This window comes from Oceanobacillus sp. NCCP-135, from assembly GCF_059698015.1.
In genome coordinates, this window is sequence record NZ_BAAKSZ010000001.1 from 206,243 (window position 1) to 225,943 (window position 19,701).

Annotated in this window: 22 protein-coding genes; 19 read left to right on the forward strand and 3 right to left on the reverse strand. The window is 34.9% G+C overall.

Features of this window, described 5'->3' with window-relative positions:
* The first annotated feature begins 69 nt into the window (after nt 1–69).
* The 17 genes from fadH to AC6HVZ_RS01005 all read left to right on the forward strand — a co-directional run bounded on the left by fadH (nt 70) and on the right by AC6HVZ_RS01005 (nt 14,741).
* Nucleotides 70–837, forward strand: coding sequence for a 2,4-dienoyl-CoA reductase (fadH, locus tag AC6HVZ_RS00925; RefSeq protein WP_497556244.1), 768 nt, complete (start codon nt 70–72; stop codon nt 835–837).
* A gap of 912 nt (nt 838–1,749) precedes the next feature.
* Complete coding sequence (gene cbpB / locus AC6HVZ_RS00930) at nt 1,750–2,202, forward strand: cyclic-di-AMP-binding protein CbpB (RefSeq protein ID WP_497556245.1); 453 nt, start codon at nt 1,750–1,752, stop codon at nt 2,200–2,202.
* Between the two features lie 118 nt (nt 2,203–2,320).
* A complete protein-coding gene (locus AC6HVZ_RS00935; RefSeq protein WP_497556246.1) occupies nt 2,321–2,563 on the forward strand; it encodes a YkuS family protein in 243 nt (80 codons plus the stop codon).
* Nucleotides 2,564–2,796: 233 nt separating this feature from the next.
* Entirely contained in the window at nt 2,797–3,339 is a 543-nt protein-coding gene (locus AC6HVZ_RS00940; protein ID WP_497556247.1) for a peroxiredoxin, read from the forward strand.
* 87 nt (nt 3,340–3,426) lie between these two features.
* Nucleotides 3,427–3,879, forward strand: a complete 453-nt coding sequence (locus tag AC6HVZ_RS00945; RefSeq protein WP_497556248.1) for a TlpA family protein disulfide reductase — start codon at nt 3,427–3,429, stop codon at nt 3,877–3,879.
* A 249-nt stretch (nt 3,880–4,128) separates the two neighbouring features.
* Complete coding sequence (locus AC6HVZ_RS00950; RefSeq protein WP_497556249.1) at nt 4,129–4,389, forward strand: metal-sensitive transcriptional regulator; 261 nt, start codon at nt 4,129–4,131, stop codon at nt 4,387–4,389.
* 311 nt (nt 4,390–4,700) lie between these two features.
* On the forward strand, nt 4,701–5,312 hold the full coding sequence (locus AC6HVZ_RS00955; protein ID WP_497556250.1) for a sulfurtransferase TusA family protein: 612 nt from the start codon (nt 4,701–4,703) through the stop codon (nt 5,310–5,312).
* A complete protein-coding gene (locus AC6HVZ_RS00960; RefSeq protein ID WP_497556251.1) occupies nt 5,305–5,703 on the forward strand; it encodes a DsrE/DsrF/DrsH-like family protein in 399 nt (132 codons plus the stop codon). The genes AC6HVZ_RS00955 and AC6HVZ_RS00960 overlap by 8 nt, the downstream gene beginning before the upstream one ends.
* A gap of 20 nt (nt 5,704–5,723) precedes the next feature.
* A complete protein-coding gene (locus AC6HVZ_RS00965; protein WP_497556252.1) occupies nt 5,724–5,951 on the forward strand; it encodes a sulfurtransferase TusA family protein in 228 nt (75 codons plus the stop codon).
* Between the two features lie 74 nt (nt 5,952–6,025).
* Nucleotides 6,026–6,808, forward strand: coding sequence for a sulfite exporter TauE/SafE family protein (locus AC6HVZ_RS00970; RefSeq protein ID WP_497556253.1), 783 nt, complete (start codon nt 6,026–6,028; stop codon nt 6,806–6,808).
* A 36-nt stretch (nt 6,809–6,844) separates the two neighbouring features.
* Complete coding sequence (locus tag AC6HVZ_RS00975) at nt 6,845–7,204, forward strand: rhodanese-like domain-containing protein (protein ID WP_497556254.1); 360 nt, start codon at nt 6,845–6,847, stop codon at nt 7,202–7,204.
* 214 nt (nt 7,205–7,418) lie between these two features.
* The gene (locus AC6HVZ_RS00980; RefSeq protein ID WP_497556255.1) at nt 7,419–7,991 is read left to right on the forward strand and encodes a class I SAM-dependent methyltransferase; all 573 of its coding nucleotides are present in this window, start codon (nt 7,419–7,421) and stop codon (nt 7,989–7,991) included.
* Nucleotides 7,992–7,996: 5 nt separating this feature from the next.
* The gene (locus AC6HVZ_RS00985) at nt 7,997–8,386 is read left to right on the forward strand and encodes a DUF302 domain-containing protein (protein WP_497556256.1); all 390 of its coding nucleotides are present in this window, start codon (nt 7,997–7,999) and stop codon (nt 8,384–8,386) included.
* 183 nt (nt 8,387–8,569) lie between these two features.
* The gene (locus AC6HVZ_RS00990; RefSeq protein ID WP_497556390.1) at nt 8,570–9,682 is read left to right on the forward strand and encodes an MBL fold metallo-hydrolase; all 1,113 of its coding nucleotides are present in this window, start codon (nt 8,570–8,572) and stop codon (nt 9,680–9,682) included.
* A gap of 677 nt (nt 9,683–10,359) precedes the next feature.
* On the forward strand, nt 10,360–12,108 hold the full coding sequence (locus tag AC6HVZ_RS00995) for an ABC transporter ATP-binding protein (protein ID WP_497556257.1): 1,749 nt from the start codon (nt 10,360–10,362) through the stop codon (nt 12,106–12,108).
* A 27-nt stretch (nt 12,109–12,135) separates the two neighbouring features.
* Nucleotides 12,136–13,980 carry an ABC transporter ATP-binding protein gene (locus tag AC6HVZ_RS01000; protein ID WP_497556391.1) on the forward strand — a complete coding sequence of 615 codons (1,845 nt, stop codon included), beginning with the start codon at nt 12,136–12,138 and terminating at the stop codon, nt 13,978–13,980.
* Between the two features lie 95 nt (nt 13,981–14,075).
* On the forward strand, nt 14,076–14,741 hold the full coding sequence (locus AC6HVZ_RS01005) for a potassium channel family protein (RefSeq protein WP_497556258.1): 666 nt from the start codon (nt 14,076–14,078) through the stop codon (nt 14,739–14,741).
* Nucleotides 14,742–14,897: 156 nt separating this feature from the next.
* On the opposite strand, the gene rnjA is transcribed toward AC6HVZ_RS01005, so the two are convergent.
* Complete coding sequence (gene rnjA, locus AC6HVZ_RS01010; RefSeq protein ID WP_497556259.1) at nt 14,898–16,565, reverse strand: ribonuclease J1; 1,668 nt, start codon at nt 16,563–16,565, stop codon at nt 14,898–14,900.
* A gap of 3 nt (nt 16,566–16,568) precedes the next feature.
* Nucleotides 16,569–16,778 (reverse strand): DNA-dependent RNA polymerase subunit epsilon, encoded by a 210-nt coding sequence (locus AC6HVZ_RS01015; protein WP_497556260.1) that lies wholly within the window; start codon nt 16,776–16,778, stop codon nt 16,569–16,571.
* Between the two features lie 522 nt (nt 16,779–17,300).
* Between AC6HVZ_RS01015 and AC6HVZ_RS01020 the strand changes: the two genes are divergently transcribed.
* Complete coding sequence (locus AC6HVZ_RS01020) at nt 17,301–18,074, forward strand: Cof-type HAD-IIB family hydrolase (RefSeq protein WP_497556261.1); 774 nt, start codon at nt 17,301–17,303, stop codon at nt 18,072–18,074.
* A 36-nt stretch (nt 18,075–18,110) separates the two neighbouring features.
* On the opposite strand, the gene def is transcribed toward AC6HVZ_RS01020, so the two are convergent.
* Complete coding sequence (def, locus tag AC6HVZ_RS01025) at nt 18,111–18,662, reverse strand: peptide deformylase (protein WP_497556262.1); 552 nt, start codon at nt 18,660–18,662, stop codon at nt 18,111–18,113.
* A 202-nt stretch (nt 18,663–18,864) separates the two neighbouring features.
* Between def and AC6HVZ_RS01030 the strand changes: the two genes are divergently transcribed.
* Entirely contained in the window at nt 18,865–19,542 is a 678-nt protein-coding gene (locus AC6HVZ_RS01030) for a YkyA family protein (protein WP_497556263.1), read from the forward strand.
* The last annotated feature ends 159 nt before the right edge of the window (nt 19,543–19,701 follow it).

Sequence of the window (19,701 nt, forward strand, 5' to 3'; positions counted from 1 at the left end):
TATTACATTCACATACTATTATTATTTTAGTGTTAACTATTTTGATCATCCACTATTTAGGGGGAGCTTATGAAAAATAAAACAGTAATTGTAACAGGCAGTTCTAGTGGAATGGGTAAATATATGGCTAGTAAATTTGTTGCAGAAGGGGCTAATGTAGTTATTACTGGAAGAAATGAGGACAAGTTGAGAGAAGCAAAGGATGAAATAGCAGCTACTGCAACTGGTGACATATTTATAATTCCAATGGATGTAAGAAAGACGGAAGATGTACAATATATGGTAGAAAAAACGATTGGAAAATATGGAACAATCGATTATTTAGTTAATAATGCAGCTGGCAATTTTATATGTGCTGCTGAGGATCTATCTGTCAATGGCTGGAATTCTGTAATTGATATTGTGTTAAATGGTACATTTTATTGTAGTAGAGAGGTTGGAAAATATTGGATAAATAATGATAAAAAAGGAACCATTTTGAATATGGTTGCTACATATGCTTGGAATGCAGGAGCAGGTGTTATACATTCTTCAGCCGCAAAAGCAGGTGTCTTAAATATGACAAGAACATTGGCTGTGGAATGGGGGACTAAATATGGGATTCGCGTAAATGCTATCGCACCCGGACCAATTGAGCGTACAGGCGGTGCTGATAAATTATTTGAATCGGAAAAAGCCGCAAAGCGCACAATTAATTCTGTACCACTTGGGCGCCTAGGAAAGCCAGAGGAAATTGCGGAACTGGCATATTTTCTGTTATCAGACAAAGCTGGATACATTAATGGAGAAGTCGTCACAATGGATGGAGGACAATGGTTGAATAAATTTCCGTTTTAAAACATCCTTTTAAATGTGTGTTCAAAAGGAAGATAAAAAACGGACGCCTGCTAAAGTCAGAGGCGTCCTTGTTGCAACCGCCGACACTAGCACGTCCTGTGCGTCGAAGTTTGAGGCGGTGCTAGCCATGATCAAAAGGAAAGCTTCACCGAATATATTGCACGTAAAAAAAGTGTTCTTTTCAAGACATGTCGGTACTTAGTCGAAGATACACGATCTTAAGTGTCATTTTTACCGGATTTTTCGAAGCTTCCTTTCTAGGAAAAAAGAAGCGTGACTTATTTTAGAACATGCTTCTTTTGCAACCTCATGCTTTTTTAGCATATATATACTAATAATAGTTTCCTTTTTAATTACAGAAAGCACATCTTTATCTATTGCAGAATTTAAACTTGCTATAACTAATCCTAACACGCCACTGTATCACTTATTATGACATGTATCTGAAAATGAAGCCTAGCTAACATTAAGAAATCCTCCCATAGCCTCCATTATCATAATATGAAAATTTTAAAACTCAATAACGAGCACATGATATTGCTGATGTGGTGGTTGAAAAAAGTTTTAAGGATGAATATGAAGAAACATCCGAATGCTTTCTCCTCCTACACTGTATGTTTTATGTGTTTTTTTTGTACGAATGAAGTAATCACATATTAATCATCAAGTGAATAATCATATAATTTTTTCTCGTCGATTTATATTTTAGTTAATGGGAGATTGGAATGGTTTCATTTCACTCGGATATTTCAATTAACCGCTATTATTGATGTTTCTTCTTAGTATGTATGGTAAAATAGAGGAGAGTAATTAACAAACATTGGTAATCTAAATATATTTAAATGGGTTTTCTTTCATGGTCAATTCCCAAGCTGACTGAAAGGGAAAAAGAGTTATAAGGGGTGTTTTATTATGAGTGTTACACAAGATAAGCGTTTAACAAATATTTCAGTTGAAGATTTAATGATCCCTTCCGAAAAAGTTGCGCATGTACAAATAAATAATCCTTTAGAACATGCATTATTAGTATTAATTAAATCTGGATATTCAGCAGTACCCGTACTTGATGCTTCTTATAAATTGGTGGGAACAATTGGAAAAACAGTTATTTTAAATCGGGTCTTAGGTTTGGAGCGAATTGAAATTGAAAAACTTTCTGATATACGTGTTCATGAAGTAATGAATAAAGAGATCCCATGTCTTTCAAAAGAGTATACCTTCATGGATGCATTAAATGCTGTCATTAATCATCCGTTTGTTTGTGTTGCTGATGATAATGGGTATTTTGATGGAATATTGACCAGAAGAGCAATACTTAAACAATTAAAACGTGATATTTATACTACAAGGATGTCTAATGAATAATTTTTACTGACTTACCCTGCTGTCATGAATAATAGCAGGGTCTTTTTATGATTGTATATCTTTTGTTTCTTAAGTAGATACTATGTTTGTATATTTTCTAAAAGAGGAGGCAAAAGGTGTGGCACGTATTGGTATTGAGGGTACACTTACGGATGTGAAGGAAGCTTTAATGGAATTAGGTCACGAGGTTGTTGACTTGCGTACGGAAGCGGATGCGGCCTATTGTGATTGTTGTATTATTTCAGGTCAGGATAAAGATATGATGGGGATGTCCGAAGCGATCATAGCGGGTCCAGTAATTAATGCACAAGGGCATAACGCAGAAGATGTTTGCCAAATGGTTCAACAAAAATTAAGTTAACTATTTCAGGGTCTCCTTTAAGGGTGGCCCTTCACTTTGTCTTATAAAGCTATGTTCTGTTATATATTGATTGAAAATGGTTAAACTTAATGAATGAATTCTAACAATAAACGAAATTTGTGTGTCGAAAAAATGACAATTTATTATACATTATTCTTTTCGTGTTGATTTTAATAATGGTTAAATCTATTCTTATAATAGAATTGATATAATTTATGTTGGAGGGATTATTTATGGTTGAAAGAATGGTAGGAAAACAAGCACCGCGTTTTGAAATGGATGCTGTAATGCCAAACAAAGAATTTGGTAAAGTGAGTTTAGAGGAAAACATGAAAAAAGATATGTGGACAGTGTTGTTTTTTTATCCAATGGACTTTACATTTGTATGTCCGACTGAAATTACTGCGATGTCAGATAGATTTGATGAATTTGAAGATCTTGATGCTGAGGTAATTGGAGTATCTACTGATACAATACATACACATAAAGCATGGATAAATACAGCTCGTGATGACAATGGTTTAGGAGATTTGGAATATCCTTTAGCTGCTGATACAAATCATATTGTATCAAAAGACTATGGTGTGTTAATTGAAGATGAAGGTGTTGCCTTACGTGGGTTGTTTATCGTGAGCCCAGAAGGTGAGCTTCAATATCAAACTGTTTTCCATAACAATATTGGGCGTGATGTTGACGAAACATTACGTGTACTCCAAGCACTCCAAACTGGTGGTCTTTGTCCTGCAAACTGGAAACCAGGTCAGGAAACATTGTAAAAGAAACTTCATATATAAATAGAAATAAGAAAAAACGTGATTCTAATGAGGCAGTTATTTTTTAATGCGATGTTTGGAGGTAAGATAATGAAACTAAGGGATCAAATACCGGAATTTGAAGGTGCAACAGATTGGTTTAATAGTAAACCGATAGAAAAGGCAGATTTAATCGGTAATAAACCTACGCTAATTCATTTTTGGTCCATCAGCTGTGGATTATGCAAGGAAGCCATGCCGAATGTTAATGAATTTCGTGATGAATATAAAAATGAATTAAATGTTATTGCAGTTCATATGCCCCGATCTGAAAAAGACCTGAATCTTGAAGAGATAAAGCAGGTAGCAGATGATCATGATATTACGCAACCTATTTTTATAGATAATGGGCATAAGTTAACAGATGCTTTTGATAATAAGTATGTACCAGCATACTATGTATTTGACTCTGAAGGGAAACTAAGACATTTCCAAGCCGGTGGCGGTGGTATGAAAATGCTAAGAAAAAGAGTTAATCGCGTTTTAGGTATAACAGAAAAATAACCAACCCTATCCCTGCTCATGGCAGGGGTATTTTTGTGAAGGGTATTAGGTTAGATAATTCGTATCCGCAGCTCCTATTGCCTATTGCTCTTAGTTATTTAAAGTTATAACCATATTATAGCTTCGTTGACCAAACGGCAATATTATAAAATGAGGAAGCTTTAGTTATCATAATTGACAATATACCTATAAGGGTATAAAATAATGCTTGTCAGTGAATATATGTTTAACAAGGAAAGGAGAATCCCCATGGAATACAATGATCAAATTAAAAATAGAGTAAAACGTATGGAAGGACAGTTTCGAGGGGTTTTAAAAATGATGGAAGAAAACAAAGATTGTAAAGATGTCATTACACAATTGTCAGCTATTCGTTCAGCTGTTGACCGAACAGTAGGTGTGATCGTGAGTTCAAATCTAGTTGAATGTGTTCAAGATGCAGAAGAAAGTGGAGAAGAAACAGATAAATTAATTCAAGAGGCTGTCAATTTGCTTGTGAAAAGTAGATGAATAAAATAGGGTTGACACTCTTTTTTTTACTTAATAAAATACCTATGCAGGTATGGGTAATCGATGAGTGTGGGATTGAAAATAACGATAAATATTGTAGGCGGAAATTTTGAAAGCTATGAAGGTTCCACTTGGTCTCGTTGAGTTTCGTATAGATGATTTAGATAAATCAAAGGAATAGCTGATGGTTTGCCAGCCGTGGAAAGAATCGAAAATGCTTATATTTTACTTGATGGGAGTGGTTATGATGTAACTGATGTAGCTGGCGAAATGCTGTTGGGAAGGCGAAATTGAATACAAGGAGGATAACGATGAATATTACCGCAAATGAAGTCCTTGATGCAAAAGATCTAGCATGTCCGATGCCAATCGTAAAGACGAAAAAAGCAATCACAAATCTTGAACCAGGGAAAGTATTGGAAGTGCAAGCGACCGATAGAGGATCAACTGCAGATATTAAAGCGTGGGCTGAAGGAACTGGGCATCAGTATCTTGGGACAGTAGCAGTAGCAGAAGAAGACATATTGAAACACTATATTCGCCGTGCAAGTGAACATGAAACAAAAGAAGACAAGAAGTTTGAACATGTCATTGATTTGAAAGAACTGCAGCAAAAAATGGAAGCAAATGAAAATACCGTTCTTTTGGATGTGCGTGAACCGGCAGAGTATGCATTTGGACATATTGACAAAGCAATAAATATACCCCTTGGGGAGTTGGATGACAGATTCAATGAAATAGAAATGGAAAGCGATAAAGAACTATTCATCATCTGTCGTACAGGGAGCCGTAGCGATCTGGCTGCCCAAAAGCTGACTAAAAAAGGAATTAAAAATGTAAAAAATGTTGTTCCTGGGATGTCCCAATGGAATGGACCGATGAAAAAAACAACTAAAATATATGGAGGAATTTATTATGGTTAACACAAAAGTAGCAATTATCGCATCAAACGGAGGTTTATTCGACGCTTACAAAGTATTCAATATCGCATCAGCGGCAGCAGCATCGGATGCTGAAGTAGGAATCTTCTTCACATTTGAAGGATTGAACCTAATTCATAAGGAAGCACACAAACATCTTCCGCTGCCCGGAGGAAAAGAACATTTTGAAAAAGGATTCAAACAAGCTAATGTTCCATCAATTGAAGAATTGGTGCAGGTTGTGCAGGAAATGGAAGTGAAACTAATTGGTTGTCAAATGACAATGGATGTAATGAACCTGGATAAAGATCAATTTATTGATGGAATTGAAGTTGGTGGAGCTGCAACATTTATTGAATTTGCAAAGGATGCAAATATTACATTGACATTTTAAAAGGCAAAGGAGGAGAAATCATGGAATCAAGAAAAGTATTGGACGCAAAAGACTTGGCATGTCCGATGCCAATCGTAAAAACAAAAAAAGCAATAGCTCAAATTAGCAGCAATGAAATTCTCGAGGTTCATGCAACAGATAAAGGAGCCAAAAATGATTTAACTGCATGGGCAAAATCCTGTGGACATGAAATTATAAAAAGCACAGAAGAAGCTGATGTGTTGAAATTTTGGATAAAAAAAGCCTAAGAAATGAATGAAATAAGTATTAACGAGGATCTAATCTATTTAGATCCTTCCTTATAGCGAAGGGAATTAAGTGTATGGATTATAGTGTTTTATTTATCATAACGATATTTCTTATCGGATTTGTTGGTTCTTTCCTCTCAGGAATGGTTGGGATTGGTGGATCAATCATCAAATATCCGATGTTATTATATATCCCTGCAATGCTTGGACTATCTGCATTTACTGCCCATGAGGTGTCAGGAATCAGCGCCATTCAAGTATTGTTTGCAACTATTGGTGGTGTGTGGGCATATCGGAAAAGTGGCTATTTAAACAAAACTTTAATTATTTATATGGGTGTTGCCATTCTGATAGGCAGTTTTATTGGTGGCTTTGGTTCCCAAGCAATGTCCGATGCTGAAATAAACTTTGTTTATGGTATTCTGGCGACAATAGCTGCTGTAATGATGTTTATCCCGAAAAAAGGTATTGATGAAATACCTTTGGACCAGGTTACCTTTAATAAATGGATTGCAGCATTGTTTGCTTTTATTGTTGGGGTTGGGGCAGGAATCGTGGGAGCTGCAGGTGCCTTCATTTTGGTGCCGATCATGCTTCTTCTATTAAAAATACCAACAAGAATGACGATTGCTACATCACTTGCCATCACATTTATCTCTTCCATTGGAACGACTGCAGGCAAGGTTATGACCGGGCAAGTATTGTTTATACCAGCGGTCATCATGATTATCGCAAGTCTACTTGCTTCGCCGCTTGGTGCGAAATACGGGCAAAAGCTAAATACAAAAATATTACAAGGTATGCTTGCTGTTCTGATTTTGGGAACTGCCGTCAAAATATGGTTGGATTTTATCTAGAGCAATAGAATAATTAATAGAATGGGAGACTTATAGATGGATATTTTACAATGGATTATCATGGTCATAGCTGTATTCTTTGTGGCTAAGTTCTTTCTTCCAGCGAAAGGAATCACGAATATAACTGCAAAAGAAGCAAAAGATAAATTTAAAGAAAAAAATATTCAATTTATAGATGTAAGAACCCCAGGTGAGTATAAGGGGAATCATCAAAAGAAATTTAAAAATATCCCATTATCCAATTTGGCGGGTAGAAATCATGAATTGGATAAAACGAAAGAGGTCGTCATTATCTGCCAAAGCGGCATGCGCAGTGCGAAAGCGGCCAAAATTCTTAAAAAACAGGGATATGAAAAAATATCCAATGTTAAAGGCGGGATGAGTGCATGGGTGTAAGAGAGGCAATGAGAAATGACAACAAAATTCAATGATAAAGTAATAATACTTCTCAAAAACAATCAGTTCAAATGTTCTTGACGTTCTAAAAGTAAGCGAAGTGAAAAGTGGAATCTTTGGTGTTATAGGATATAAAGTAGAAGATCTGCTTGCGGTATGAATGGGTAGTCAGTCGAATGCGAATAAGTTAATAAACGAGAGGGGAGCAAAAGAAGTGAAAAATAAACGGTTTAATCCTGATCACGCAGAAAAATTAGTAAGTGAGGAACGGAAATCTACATTACAGATGGATAAGATGCTGAAATATTTTGATGTAGGGAAAGATGATATTGTTGCCGATTTAGGAGCAGGACCTGGATTATTTACGATTCCTATTGCAAAACGAACAGCCGGGGAAGTTTATGCGATTGATATTGAACCCAAAATGCTGCAAATATTAAAAAAGAATGCAGAAGAAGAAAACATATCAAATATTTCCTGTGTCTTAAGTGAACTGGAAGAAATTCAACTGGATAATGAATCTGTTACCAAAGCAATAAATGCCTTTGTTATTCATGAAGTATCCAATATTAATCCAGTTATTGGGGAAATGAAACGTATCTTAAAGCCTGGAGGAAGATTACTCTTAATGGATTGGGAAGCAGTAGAAACGAATTCAGGTCCACCATTAGGGATACGAATTCCTGCTTGTGAAATGATTAAAAACCTTGAGGAATACGGATTTCAAGTAGAACAAATACCAGTGCATTCCGATTATTACGCAATTAAAGCAGTAAAAGGAGAGTGACATTTATGTTTCACTATACAGTAGAAACGGAAAAATCAATGAATCAAACAATTCAATCACTTGAGGCAAGCTTAAAGGAAGAACAATTTGGGGTGCTTTGGCAATTTGATATTAAGGAAACATTACAGAAAAAGGGTTTTGATTTTAAACAGGCCTATAAAGTTCTGGAAGTTTGTAATCCGAAAGAAGCAAATAATATATTATCTAAAAATCAACTTGTTGGTTATTTTCTGCCATGTAAAATTGTTGTGTACAAGGACTCAAATACTAATAAGACTACGATTGGTCTGCCAAGACCAACGGCTTTAATCGAGATGGTGAATGACGAATCATTGACAGGCTTTGCAGCTGATATAGAGAATAGACTGATTGCATGTATTGATAAAAGTATTTAATATTTGTGAGAGTTACCGGGGGAAATAAAGAGATGGAATAATTCCCCGCTATTTCTCACTCATGCACAGCATATATTTTTTGTTAAAAGAAGTACCCGTATAGGTATATATAGCAATGCCTTGGGTGGAAGTAATTAAAAAGATTATAAAAATATTGGAGGTATTATCTTGTCTTTTGTAGCAATGGAACCAAAAGATCTAGCGAAAAGAATGATTAATCAAGAAGCATTGTTTCTATTGGATGTTCGTAATGAACAGGAGTTCAATGATTGGAAAATTGAAGGAAAAAATATTAAACACCTAAACGTACCGTATTTTGAATTGCTGGATGGCATCGAAGAAATGAAGGATCAATTTCCTGTCGATCAAGAAATTTTAGTTGTATGCGCAAAGGAAGGCTCATCTATAATGATATCAGAAATGCTTTCGGATGCAGGGTTTGACGTTTTCTACCTCAAAGGTGGAATGAGAGCATGGAGTGAACATATGGAGCCGGTTAAGGTTGACGATTTGAGCAGTGGTGGAGAATTATATCAATTTGTTCGTCTTGGAAAAGGCTGTTTGTCTTATATGGTTATTTCCAATGGGGAAGCAGCTGTTATCGATGCAACACGCATGACAGATATTTTCACAGATTTTGCGAATGTAAGAGGAGCAACAATCAAGCATATATTCGATACACACTTACATGCAGATCATATTTCAGGCGGAAGAACTATTGCTCAAAAGACTGGAGCAACGTACTGGCTACCACCAAAGGATGCGGAGGAAGTAGTATTTGATTATAAACCTTTAGAAGATGGAGGAAATGTTGTCATCGGAAATACAAAGATTAACATTCATGCATTGTACTCTCCTGGCCATACAATTGGCTCAACATCTCTCATAGTGGATGAGACTTATTTGATGACGGGAGACATACTTTTCATTGATTCAATTGGAAGACCGGATCTTGCAGGAAAGGCACAGGATTGGGTAAGTGATCTAAGAGATACACTTTATAGTCGTTATCGTGAACTGTCAAAAGAACTAATTGTGCTGCCTGCCCACTTTATGATTGTGGAAGAGTTGAATAATGATGGAAGTGTTGCAAAAAAGCTTGGTACTCTATTCGCTGAAAATCATGGTTTGAAGATTGAAAATGATGAAACATTTCGGAAGTTAGTTACCGAAAATCTGCCACCACAACCTAATTCCTATCAGGAAATTCGTGAAACAAATATGGGGAAAATAACTCCAGAAGAAGAGAAACAAAGAGAAATGGAAATTGGACCAAACCGCTGTGCTATTAGATGAAAAACAAAAGGGTCAATTTAAGCATATCGTTTCTTTAAAATCAGGCACTTTATTGGAGTAATACAAAAAGTCTAATGTCTCAATTTTAGTATTGAGATATTAGACTTTTCTATATTATTATTTCTTTTAAAGGATTGAGTATAAAATTACCCTATTTATTAGCAAGAAGTTTAGATAAGAAATCTATTATTTCACCGATTTCTACTAATCCAATCTCTGTTCTCTCCATTCATTCTTAGGTTCATTATGTGAAACGAAAATTTTTTAAAAATTTATAATGCAGAAACCTTTATTTTTTTCAAAAAATATTATAATATTTAGAGACGCGAAGTAATATTAATATGTTATGCTATCACTTCGGTATCTAAATGCCGAGGATTACAAAAAAGGGAGGAAAACTGTTTTTGCTAGAAGTCTGAAAAATAGCTCAATTAAATTAATTTTGATGATTGGAGTGTTGTTTTTTACATCATGTCATTTACTTATTCATTTAACTAAACTAAATTTAGTAATACTTTTGTTCGTACTTTTTAGCTATACTATCGATGAAATTATATTCCGTAGAAATATCGTAAACGTGATATATAAAGGTTTTTAGGAGGATATACATTTTTAAAGATCTTCCTAATGCAAATTAGTATTTACGAAAAATACGTCATCCGGGGGAGGGAAGCATAATGAATACATTTAAAAAGCTGAAGCAATTTTATTGGCCATATAAGAAATATTTCTTTACGTCATTGATCTTTTTATTATTTGTTACAGCTATCACAGTTGTATATCCAATTGTTTTGCAATTAACAATTGATAGTGTAGTGATGGAGGATAGGTATTCATTAATACCATATATTTCCATCGTGTTTATTTTATTAATGATCTTAAAGGGATTATCTACATTTTTCCATCAATATTTAGGCGAATACTTTGGGATTATTACTGTTTATAAATTACGTGATGCTTTATATGAAAAGCTGCAGGTATTATCATTCAAATACTATGATAACGCTAAGACCGGTGACATTATGTCACGGTTGACTGCAGATGTGGAAGGATTTCGGTTCTTTCTTTCACTTGGTTTTTCTGAACTTATTCGAATAGTCTTATTAATTGGTTTTAGCTTAAGTGTAATGTTCTATTATTCAGTACCACTTGCACTTGTAACAATGGCTGCAATGCCATTTTTGGGGGTGGTCGTATTTCGATTTGACAAACGGGTACACCCTGCTTTTAGAAAGATCAGAAAATCCTTTGGACAATTAAACACCCGAGTTCAGGAGAATATCAGTGGGATGAATACAGTGAAATCATTATCCAGAGAAGATTTCGAAATTGGAAGGTTTTCAACCAGTAATGATAAATACCGCAGAAAATATTTAGACACATCTGAAATTTGGTCGAAGTATTTTCCATTGATGGAGTTCATTGGAAACGTTTGTGCAGTGGCATTACTTGCATATGGTGGTTATCTTGTTATTAATGATAGCCTGGGACTAGGAGAACTGGTCGCATTCTTTAGTTTAGTTTGGTATATCCTGGGGCCACTTATGAATCTTGGTTTTGTTGTTAACCAATTTTCCCAGGCAAAAGCATCTGGTGAGAGGTTGCTTGAGATTTTAGAGGCGAAAGAAGATATTGTTGAAAAAGAAAACGCAATAGGTCAAATGATAAAAGGTCACGTAACCTTTAAAGATGTAACATTAACCTATACAGAAAATGATGACTCTGCTTTAAAAAATATCAGTTTTGATGCACCACCTGGAAAGATTATTGGCTTGATTGGTGCAACAGGTTCAGGCAAAACGAGTATAACACAGCTGATCACTCGTTTTTATGAACCTGAAAAAGGAGAAATTCTTGTTGATGGGCAACCTGTTTCAGATTATCAGATAAAGTCACTGCGAAAAGGGATTGGATTTGTTTTACAGGAACCTTTTTTATTTTCAACAACAATAAGAGAAAATATTTCTTATGGAAATCCGGAAATGCCGGATGAGCAAGTTATTGATGCAGCCAAACGAGCACAGGCACATGACTTTATTATGGAAATGCCAAAAGGATACGATACCCTTTTAGGTGAACGCGGTATGGGATTATCCGGTGGGCAAAAACAGCGTATAGCAATTGCTCGGGCTATAAGTATTAACCCAAGGATATTAGTCCTTGATGATGCTACGTCCGCAGTAGATATGGAAACGGAATTTAAAATACAAAAAGCATTAAAAGAAGTGATGAAAGAAAGGACTTCCTTTATTATTGCTCATCGTATTTCTTCGTTAAAACATGCAGATGAAATATTAGTGCTAGAAGAAGGAGAAATTGTAGAACGTGGAACACATGATAGTTTACTAAAAAACAATGGACCTTATCAACGGATCTATGACATTCAATATCAGGATCGGGAAGAAATAATGAATACTGTAAATTAACAAAAAGGGGGGACTACAGTGGCTAGTTTGAAAAAAGTGCAAAAAGAAAAAAGCCGCCATCTTAAGCGTTTTTATTATACGGTTGATCAGGCAATAGAGAAACCATTTAACTGGAAACAAATGTGGAGGTTGCTTGAATTTTTAAAACCTTATTCCAAGAATTATCTACCTGCAGCAATTATAGCGATGTTAGTATCGACAGCCGTACGTCTGGCTGTACCTATTCTTATTGGTAAAGTAGCAATTGATGTGGCAATTGGTAATAAAGATTATACGATGCTTACGTACCTGGTAGTTATTATTGGCGTATTATACTTACTAAATTATTTGGGTAATGTTTTTCGAATTAAATGGGTTAATATATTAGGTCAAAATGTTATTTATGATTTGCGTCAGCACCTGTTTTCACACGTTCAACGGCTTTCGCATCGGTTCTTTGATACTCGTTCAGCAGGTTCCATACTAGTGCGTATTTTAAATGATATAAATTCCCTGCAGGAACTTTTTACAAATGGAATTATTAACTTATTAATGGATATTGTTACATTAGTAGGGATTATCGTTATTTTATTTGTATTAAGTCCTGAACTTGCATTGGCAATCATGGTTATTCTGCCGATTATGTTTTATATTTCAACAAAGCTCCGAAGAAATATTCGTCGTTCATGGCAGGATGTGCGCATACAGCAATCCCGGATAAATTCCCATTTAAATGAAGGTATTCAGGGAATGCGGATTACACAATCATTTTCTCAGGAAAAGGAAAATGCTGAATTCTTCAATGGTATAAATGAGGATAATTTTGAAGCTTGGCGCAATGCAACAAAAAAGAGTGCCATGTTTCGTCCCTTTGTTGAAATGAGTAATGCAATTGGAACGGTTATTCTTATCTCATTTGGTGCCTATTTAATTTTATTAAATATAAATAGTGGTGGTCTGAATGGCATTGAAGTAGGGACGTTTGTAGCTTTTGCCTTTTTCTTAGGTATGTTCTGGGATCCGATTTCCAGGCTTGGACAAATGTATAATCAATTGTTAATGGCAATGGCTGCATCTGAACGTATATTTGAATTTTTAGATGAGCAGCCTAATGTGGATGAAAAAGAAAATGCATATGAATTTACGGATATGCAAGGGCATATTGAGTTTGATCATGTACAGTTTTCCTATGACTCAGATCGGATTGCATTACATGAGGTTTCATTAGAAATTAAACAAGGGGAAACAATTGCACTTGTCGGTCATACAGGAAGTGGTAAGTCCACTATTGCAAACTTAATCAGCAGGTTTTATGATCCGACAAAGGGATCCGTAAAAATTGATGGTCGGGATTTACGTGATGTAAAGCTTGCTTCATTAAGGGAACAAATAAGCGTCGTACTCCAGGACACATTTATCTTTTCCGGAACCATTATGGAAAATATTCGTTTTGGTCGTCCAAATGCGACAGATCAGGAAGTAATTGATTCTGCAAAAGTGGTAGGAGCAGATGATTTTATCAGTCGTTTGGCTGGTGGATATAAAACAGAAGTAGAAGAGCGTGGTAATGTATTATCTGCAGGAGAACGTCAATTACTTTCATTTGCCAGAGCGCTTCTCGCAAATCCAAGGATTATTATTATGGATGAGGCAACGGCAAGTATTGATACAGAATCAGAAGTAAAAATTCAGAAAGCGCTTCGTCGGTTGTTGAAAGGTAGAACGTCGATTATTATTGCACATCGTCTTTCAACTATTAGAGAATCCGAAAATATTTTCGTTTTGGAAAATGGCCAAATATTGGAAAACGGAAACCATGCCGAATTAATGAAACAACAAGGGAAGTACTTTGAACTGGTAAAATCACAATTTCAAATGCTGGATGCTATTTAGTAATAAGAAGAGCAATTCTTATACAGGATTGCTTCTTTTTTTGTACATGAATATGGTAGACTAAAATTAATTAGGTGAATGATGGAGGAAGTTATATGAAAAGGGAATTTGCAGTAATTGGATTAGGCCGCTTCGGTGGTAGTATTTGTCGCGAATTAAGTATGGAAGGAATGGAAGTGCTGGCAATTGATAGTGATGAAGACAAAGTAAACGAATATAAAAATATTGCCTCCCATGCGGTAATTGCTGATTCAACAGATGAAGTCACATTGAAGGAACTGGGCATTAAAAATATTGATCATGTTATTGTAGCTATAGGCGATAATATTCAGGCGAGTATACTAACAACCGTAATATTAACTGATCTAGGTATAAAAAAAATTACCGTGAAAGCTCAAAATGACCGCCATGAAAAAATATTAAATAAAATTGGTGCAGATCAGGTTGTACATCCGGAGAGGGATATGGGAAAACGTATTGCACACAATATTATTTCAAATAATATTCTTGATTATCTTGAACTATCAGATGATCATAGTATTGTTGAAGTGAAAGCTGGAAAGAAAATGATTGGAAAAACCCTGGTTGATCTGGATATTAGGGCAAATTATGGATGTAACGTTGTTGCGATCAAACAAGGAAAGGATATTAATGTTTCACCAAGTGCTGTTGATGTATTAAAGGAAAATGATGTCCTTATTGTGATTGGATCAGATAGGGACATATCCCGATTTGAAAAACAACTTGTGATTGAAGATTAAAATTGGCTTAAACCCATATCTGTCTAGTTATTTCTTATTAATGAACGCTTTACAAATAGTAGATCTGAGTATGTCGTTTCAAGAAAATACTATACTCTATATATTGTAAAAAAAAGCCAATGTTGGAATAGAATACCCCAACATTGGCAATTTATCTTAAACTTCCATAATTATAGGCAATACCATCGGCCTGCGCTTTGTTTTTTCATAAAGAAATGGTGCTATTGTATCGGTGATTTCATTTTTAATTTCAGACCACTGTGTAGTCTTTCTTGCCATGACTTTATCTAGATGAGCAGCGACAATTTTTTGTGCTTCGTTAATTAGATCTTCTGATTCTCTCATATAAACAAAACCTCGTGAAATAATATCTGGACCTGCAGATATCTTAAATTCCTTCATATTTATACTTACAACAACAATAACCAAACCCTCTTGGGATAAAATACGACGATCACGCAGTACAATATTTCCAATATCTCCAATACCACTACCGTCAACATAGATAGCACCAGAAGGGATTTTACCAGCAATGGTTGCATTATCCTTCCCTAACGCTAATACATCACCATTATCCATTATAAAGGATCGTTCAGGATCAATATCACAAGAGTTTGCAAGCTTTACATGTTCTTTAAGCATCCTATATTCTCCATGAATTGGCATAAAATATTTTGGCTTAATGAGCCTGAGCATAAGCTTTTGTTCTTCCTGGCTACCATGACCGGATGAATGAATATTACTTAGTTTTCCATGAATAACATCAGCACCAGCACGATATAATTTATTTATAGTTCTGCTGATACTTATTGTATTTCCAGGGATTGGAGAGGAAGAAAATACAACCGTATCACCAGGAATTATTTGTATTTGTCTGTGTGTACCATTAGCAATGCGAGACAATGCAGCCATCGCTTCTCCTTGAGATCCTGTACATAGAATCGTTACTTTATGTGCTGGAAGACGATTAATTTGATGTGCATCAATAAACGTTTCCTTAGGTGCTTGAATATAACCTAATTCTTGTCCAAGATTTATCGCAAATTCCATACTGCGGCCAAATACAGCAATTTTACGATCGTGTTTAACAGCAGCTTCTACAACTTGCTGCAGTCGATATATATTAGAGGAAAAGGTAGCAAATATCAGTCGTCCATTGATACGACTAAATATGTCGTAAATATTTTCTTTCACTACTTTTTCCGACATTGTAAAACCAGGGATTTCACTATTGGTACTGTCTGAAAGTAAGCAAAGCACGCCTTCTTTACCTATTTCAGCCATTCTTGTTAAATTACCTGGTTCACTTACAGGGGTGAAATCGAATTTAAAATCACCTGTATGCACAATGTTTCCTGGTGGTGTTTTAACAACAATACCATAAGAATCAGGGATACTATGGGTTGTACGGAAAAAGCTAACGGAAGTTTTACGGAATTTAATTACATCATCTTCTTGAATTGTGTTCAATTTAGCACTTCTTAATAAACCGTGCTCGTCCAATTTATTTCTAATTAATCCAATCGCAAGTTTTCCAGCATAAATTGGTACATTAATCTCACGTAATAGAAAAGGGATTCCTCCAATATGATCTTCATGTCCATGAGTTATGAATAATCCTTTAATTTTATCTTGGTTTTGTACAAGGTAGGTGTAATCTGGAATAACATAGTCAATTCCCAGTAATTCATCTTCAGGAAATTTCATTCCCGCATCGATTAAGATAATTTCATCCTGGAATTGAATCCCATACGTATTTTTTCCGATTTCACCGAGTCCACCTAATGCAAATACCGCAGCTTGATCATTTTTTACAAATTTCATAAGTTATACATTCTCCGTTATAAAATATTTGGATTGTTTTTCGTAATCTAAATGTGCTGCATTCAATTCATGGATGTACTCAATATTATACTTGCGATCAACTATTTTTTTTCGTGCTTCCCGTACGGAATCTGCCTCTACATAAACGCTTTTAGTGCGTTCGCGAACCGGCACTTCTTCCTGGTTTTCTTGATATAAAACTTTAAAAATCATTTCATCTCTCCTAACATTTCTTTATATATCTATTTTTTGATGTTCAAAAAGGTTATGCCTTTAAAAAAGCAATAACACGATTTGATTTTATTACCTGATATCATAGATTCCGCTCTATATAACTTCGTTTCGTATTTAATGTGTTTCCATAGCATGATTAAAAAATATATGGTACCTTGATTGTGATTGGTTACATCATTGGTAGTCTTTTTTATAAGTTGTAGGTACACGTCCTTGGCCTAAAAAGTCCTTCCAGCGTTTTTTTAGCTTTTCTCTTAGGCGTTTTAACATGAGGACACACATCTCCTTTCGTAAAATTTCAAGAAAAGCAACAAAACGTTCTACCGATCCAATCCCTCTTATCTATAGTATAGTATGATTTAAGGAATATTGAAATGAAAATCCATTATTTGTCTGAAAAAATATATTTTAAGAACGTTTCTATTTGTGATAATTTTATTTTTTGCAAGAGATGGATTTTTATTCACAAGCATAAAAATACCAAGCTGAGGAGCGGATACAGTGAATCAAAAGATCGTTTTTTTCGATATTGACGGAACAATTTTAAATGAAGAAAAGCAAATTCCACCTTCAACAAAAAAAGCAATTCAAAAATTAAAACAAAATGATGTATATGTTGCAATTGCTACTGGAAGAGCTCCATTTATGTTTGAAGATATAAGAAGAGAGTTGGGTATCGATTCTTATGTTAGCTTTAATGGGCAATATGTTGTGTTTGAAGGAAGCATTGTTTACAACAATCCACTGGGAAAAAATGAACTCATCAAATTGTATAATGAATCATCAAAAAGTAATTATCCAATGGTCTTCATGAATGAAAAACAAATGCGGGCATCTATTGAGAATCATCCTCACATTGAAAAAAGTTTGCAGAGTATAAAATATAGTTATCCTGAAGTAGATCAATCCTTTTTTATCAATAATACAATATATCAAGCATTATTGTTTTGTGAAAAAGGAAAAGAAGAGCCTTTTATAACCAATCATGATTCATTTCATTATATTCGTTGGCATGATTATTCGTGTGATGTTTTGCCTGGAGGAGGCTCAAAGGCTGTTGGAGTAGAGAAGTTAATTGAGGCAAGTGGTTTGAATATGTTAGATTCCTATGCGTTTGGTGATGGTTTAAATGATTTGGAAATGATACAGGAGGTTGGAACAGGTATTGCAATGGGAAATGCTGTACCGGATCTGAAAGCAGTTGCTGATTACACCACGGATACCGTTGATAAAGACGGTATCTTAAAGGGCTTAAAACAAGTCGAACTGATCTGATAAGAGGATGTCCACTAGTGGACATCCTCTCCTAATTTATTCAACCGGTTTTGCATCATCAGGTAAAGCAAATGGATTTTCTTTATTTATATGATCGTAGAACATAATCCCATTTAAATGATCAATTTCATGCTGGAAAACAATTGCAGCATAGCCTTTTAATCGCAACTTTAATGGGTTGCCTTCCAAGTCCGTTGCTTTTAAAGTAATTCGTGCATGTCGTGGAACATAACCTTCGACATTGCGATCAACAGAAAGACAACCCTCTCCAGAAGATAAATAAGTTTTTTCAACGGAATGGCTGATTATTTTAGGATTAACTAATCCATAGCTGTATAACTTGTCATTAGAATCCTCGAAATGGATGGCAACCAATCGTTTTTCAATTCCCAATTGTGGTGCAGCTAGTCCTACACCTGCCCGTAATTTGTATTTATCAGCGATTTCGTCGTCCTGACTATTTTTTAAAAAAGTTATCATATCTTTTAATAGTTGTATGTCTTCTTCTTTTATTGGAATTTCTACTTCTTTTGCCACTTTTACTAACGAAGGATGTCCTTCACGAACAATATCTTTCATTGTTATCATCTATATACAACTCCTTAACCAATTTTTTCAGTAAATCATCAATTACTTTCATCAACTTCATATTTTATCATAACTAAGCTATAATAATCATAGATTTTAAGTAGGATAACGTAAAAATATATTTTTTATCGTGAGAGAATCTTGTTTGTGCTATACTGAAAACTATCAAAAACAACAACTTAGAACGAGGGGGTAACGTAACATGGTAATCAAGAAATCATTGTTTTTATTGATCTTAAGTATAATCGCTACCTTAACTGCCTGCAGTGGGGAAACAACGGAAGAAAAAATACATCATCATTTAGAAGAAGCAGTTGCCTTGGAAGAGGAGTTTGAAAGTAAGCAGAGCGAAATAACAAAGTTGGAAAAAGAGGAACAGGAATTATACAATCAGATTATCGAATTAGGGATGGATGATTTTGATGAAATTCAAGAATTAGCTGGACAGGCAATCGAAAGCATAGATGAACGCTCTGAAAAAATAGCAAAAGAAAAAGAAAGTATTGATCAATCACAGGAGGAATTCAACAAAACGCAAGACTTAATCGAAGATCTGGAGGAGCAGGATCTAAAAGAAAAAGCCGAGAAAATGTACGAAATTATGAATGATCGCTATAAAGCATATCATACGCTGCATACTGCCTACACAAAATCATTAGTTTTGGAAAAAGATCTATATACCATGCTTCAGTCGGAGGATTTAGAGCAGGAGGAATTAACAGCTCAAATAGATACGATAAATGAAAGCTATCAGCAGGTACTTGAAACGAATGAACAATTTAATAAAAATACTGTAGAGTATAACGCATTGAAGGAAGAATTTTACGAATTAGCAGGAATTGATGTGTCATATGATGAAAATCCCTCTACCAACAGTTAGGGAGAAAATAATTTCTCTTTCAAAACCCAAATCATTTCAAAATGATTTGGGTTTTTGTATGGATTTATAAGAGGGAAATATCAAATTAATAATACAGTTATTTGATTAAATTATAACAGATATACCTGTGTTATCCCATTTAATGAAACAGTTAGTAAA

Bases quoted from the DNA above. Each gene is read 5' to 3' on its own strand.
- fadH (WP_497556244.1), top strand. From the start codon at position 70: ATGAAAAATAAAACAGTAATTGTAACAGGCAGTTCTAGTGGAATGGGT.
- cbpB (WP_497556245.1), top strand. From the start codon at position 1,750: ATGAGTGTTACACAAGATAAGCGTTTAACAAATATTTCAGTTGAAGAT.
- AC6HVZ_RS00940 (WP_497556247.1), top strand. From the start codon at position 2,797: ATGGTTGAAAGAATGGTAGGAAAACAAGCACCGCGTTTTGAAATGGAT.
- AC6HVZ_RS00945 (WP_497556248.1), top strand. From the start codon at position 3,427: ATGAAACTAAGGGATCAAATACCGGAATTTGAAGGTGCAACAGATTGG.
- AC6HVZ_RS00950 (WP_497556249.1), top strand. From the start codon at position 4,129: ATGGAATACAATGATCAAATTAAAAATAGAGTAAAACGTATGGAAGGA.
- AC6HVZ_RS00955 (WP_497556250.1), top strand. From the start codon at position 4,701: ATGAATATTACCGCAAATGAAGTCCTTGATGCAAAAGATCTAGCATGT.
- AC6HVZ_RS00960 (WP_497556251.1), top strand. From the start codon at position 5,305: ATGGTTAACACAAAAGTAGCAATTATCGCATCAAACGGAGGTTTATTC.
- AC6HVZ_RS00965 (WP_497556252.1), top strand. From the start codon at position 5,724: ATGGAATCAAGAAAAGTATTGGACGCAAAAGACTTGGCATGTCCGATG.
- AC6HVZ_RS00970 (WP_497556253.1), top strand. From the start codon at position 6,026: ATGGATTATAGTGTTTTATTTATCATAACGATATTTCTTATCGGATTT.
- AC6HVZ_RS00975 (WP_497556254.1), top strand. From the start codon at position 6,845: ATGGATATTTTACAATGGATTATCATGGTCATAGCTGTATTCTTTGTG.
- AC6HVZ_RS00985 (WP_497556256.1), top strand. From the start codon at position 7,997: ATGTTTCACTATACAGTAGAAACGGAAAAATCAATGAATCAAACAATT.
- AC6HVZ_RS00990 (WP_497556390.1), top strand. From the start codon at position 8,570: ATGGAACCAAAAGATCTAGCGAAAAGAATGATTAATCAAGAAGCATTG.
- AC6HVZ_RS00995 (WP_497556257.1), top strand. From the start codon at position 10,360: ATGAATACATTTAAAAAGCTGAAGCAATTTTATTGGCCATATAAGAAA.
- AC6HVZ_RS01005 (WP_497556258.1), top strand. From the start codon at position 14,076: ATGAAAAGGGAATTTGCAGTAATTGGATTAGGCCGCTTCGGTGGTAGT.
- rnjA (WP_497556259.1), bottom strand. From the start codon at position 16,565: ATGAAATTTGTAAAAAATGATCAAGCTGCGGTATTTGCATTAGGTGGA.
- AC6HVZ_RS01015 (WP_497556260.1), bottom strand. From the start codon at position 16,778: ATGATTTTTAAAGTTTTATATCAAGAAAACCAGGAAGAAGTGCCGGTT.
- def (WP_497556262.1), bottom strand. From the start codon at position 18,662: ATGATAACAATGAAAGATATTGTTCGTGAAGGACATCCTTCGTTAGTA.
- AC6HVZ_RS01030 (WP_497556263.1), top strand. From the start codon at position 18,865: ATGGTAATCAAGAAATCATTGTTTTTATTGATCTTAAGTATAATCGCT.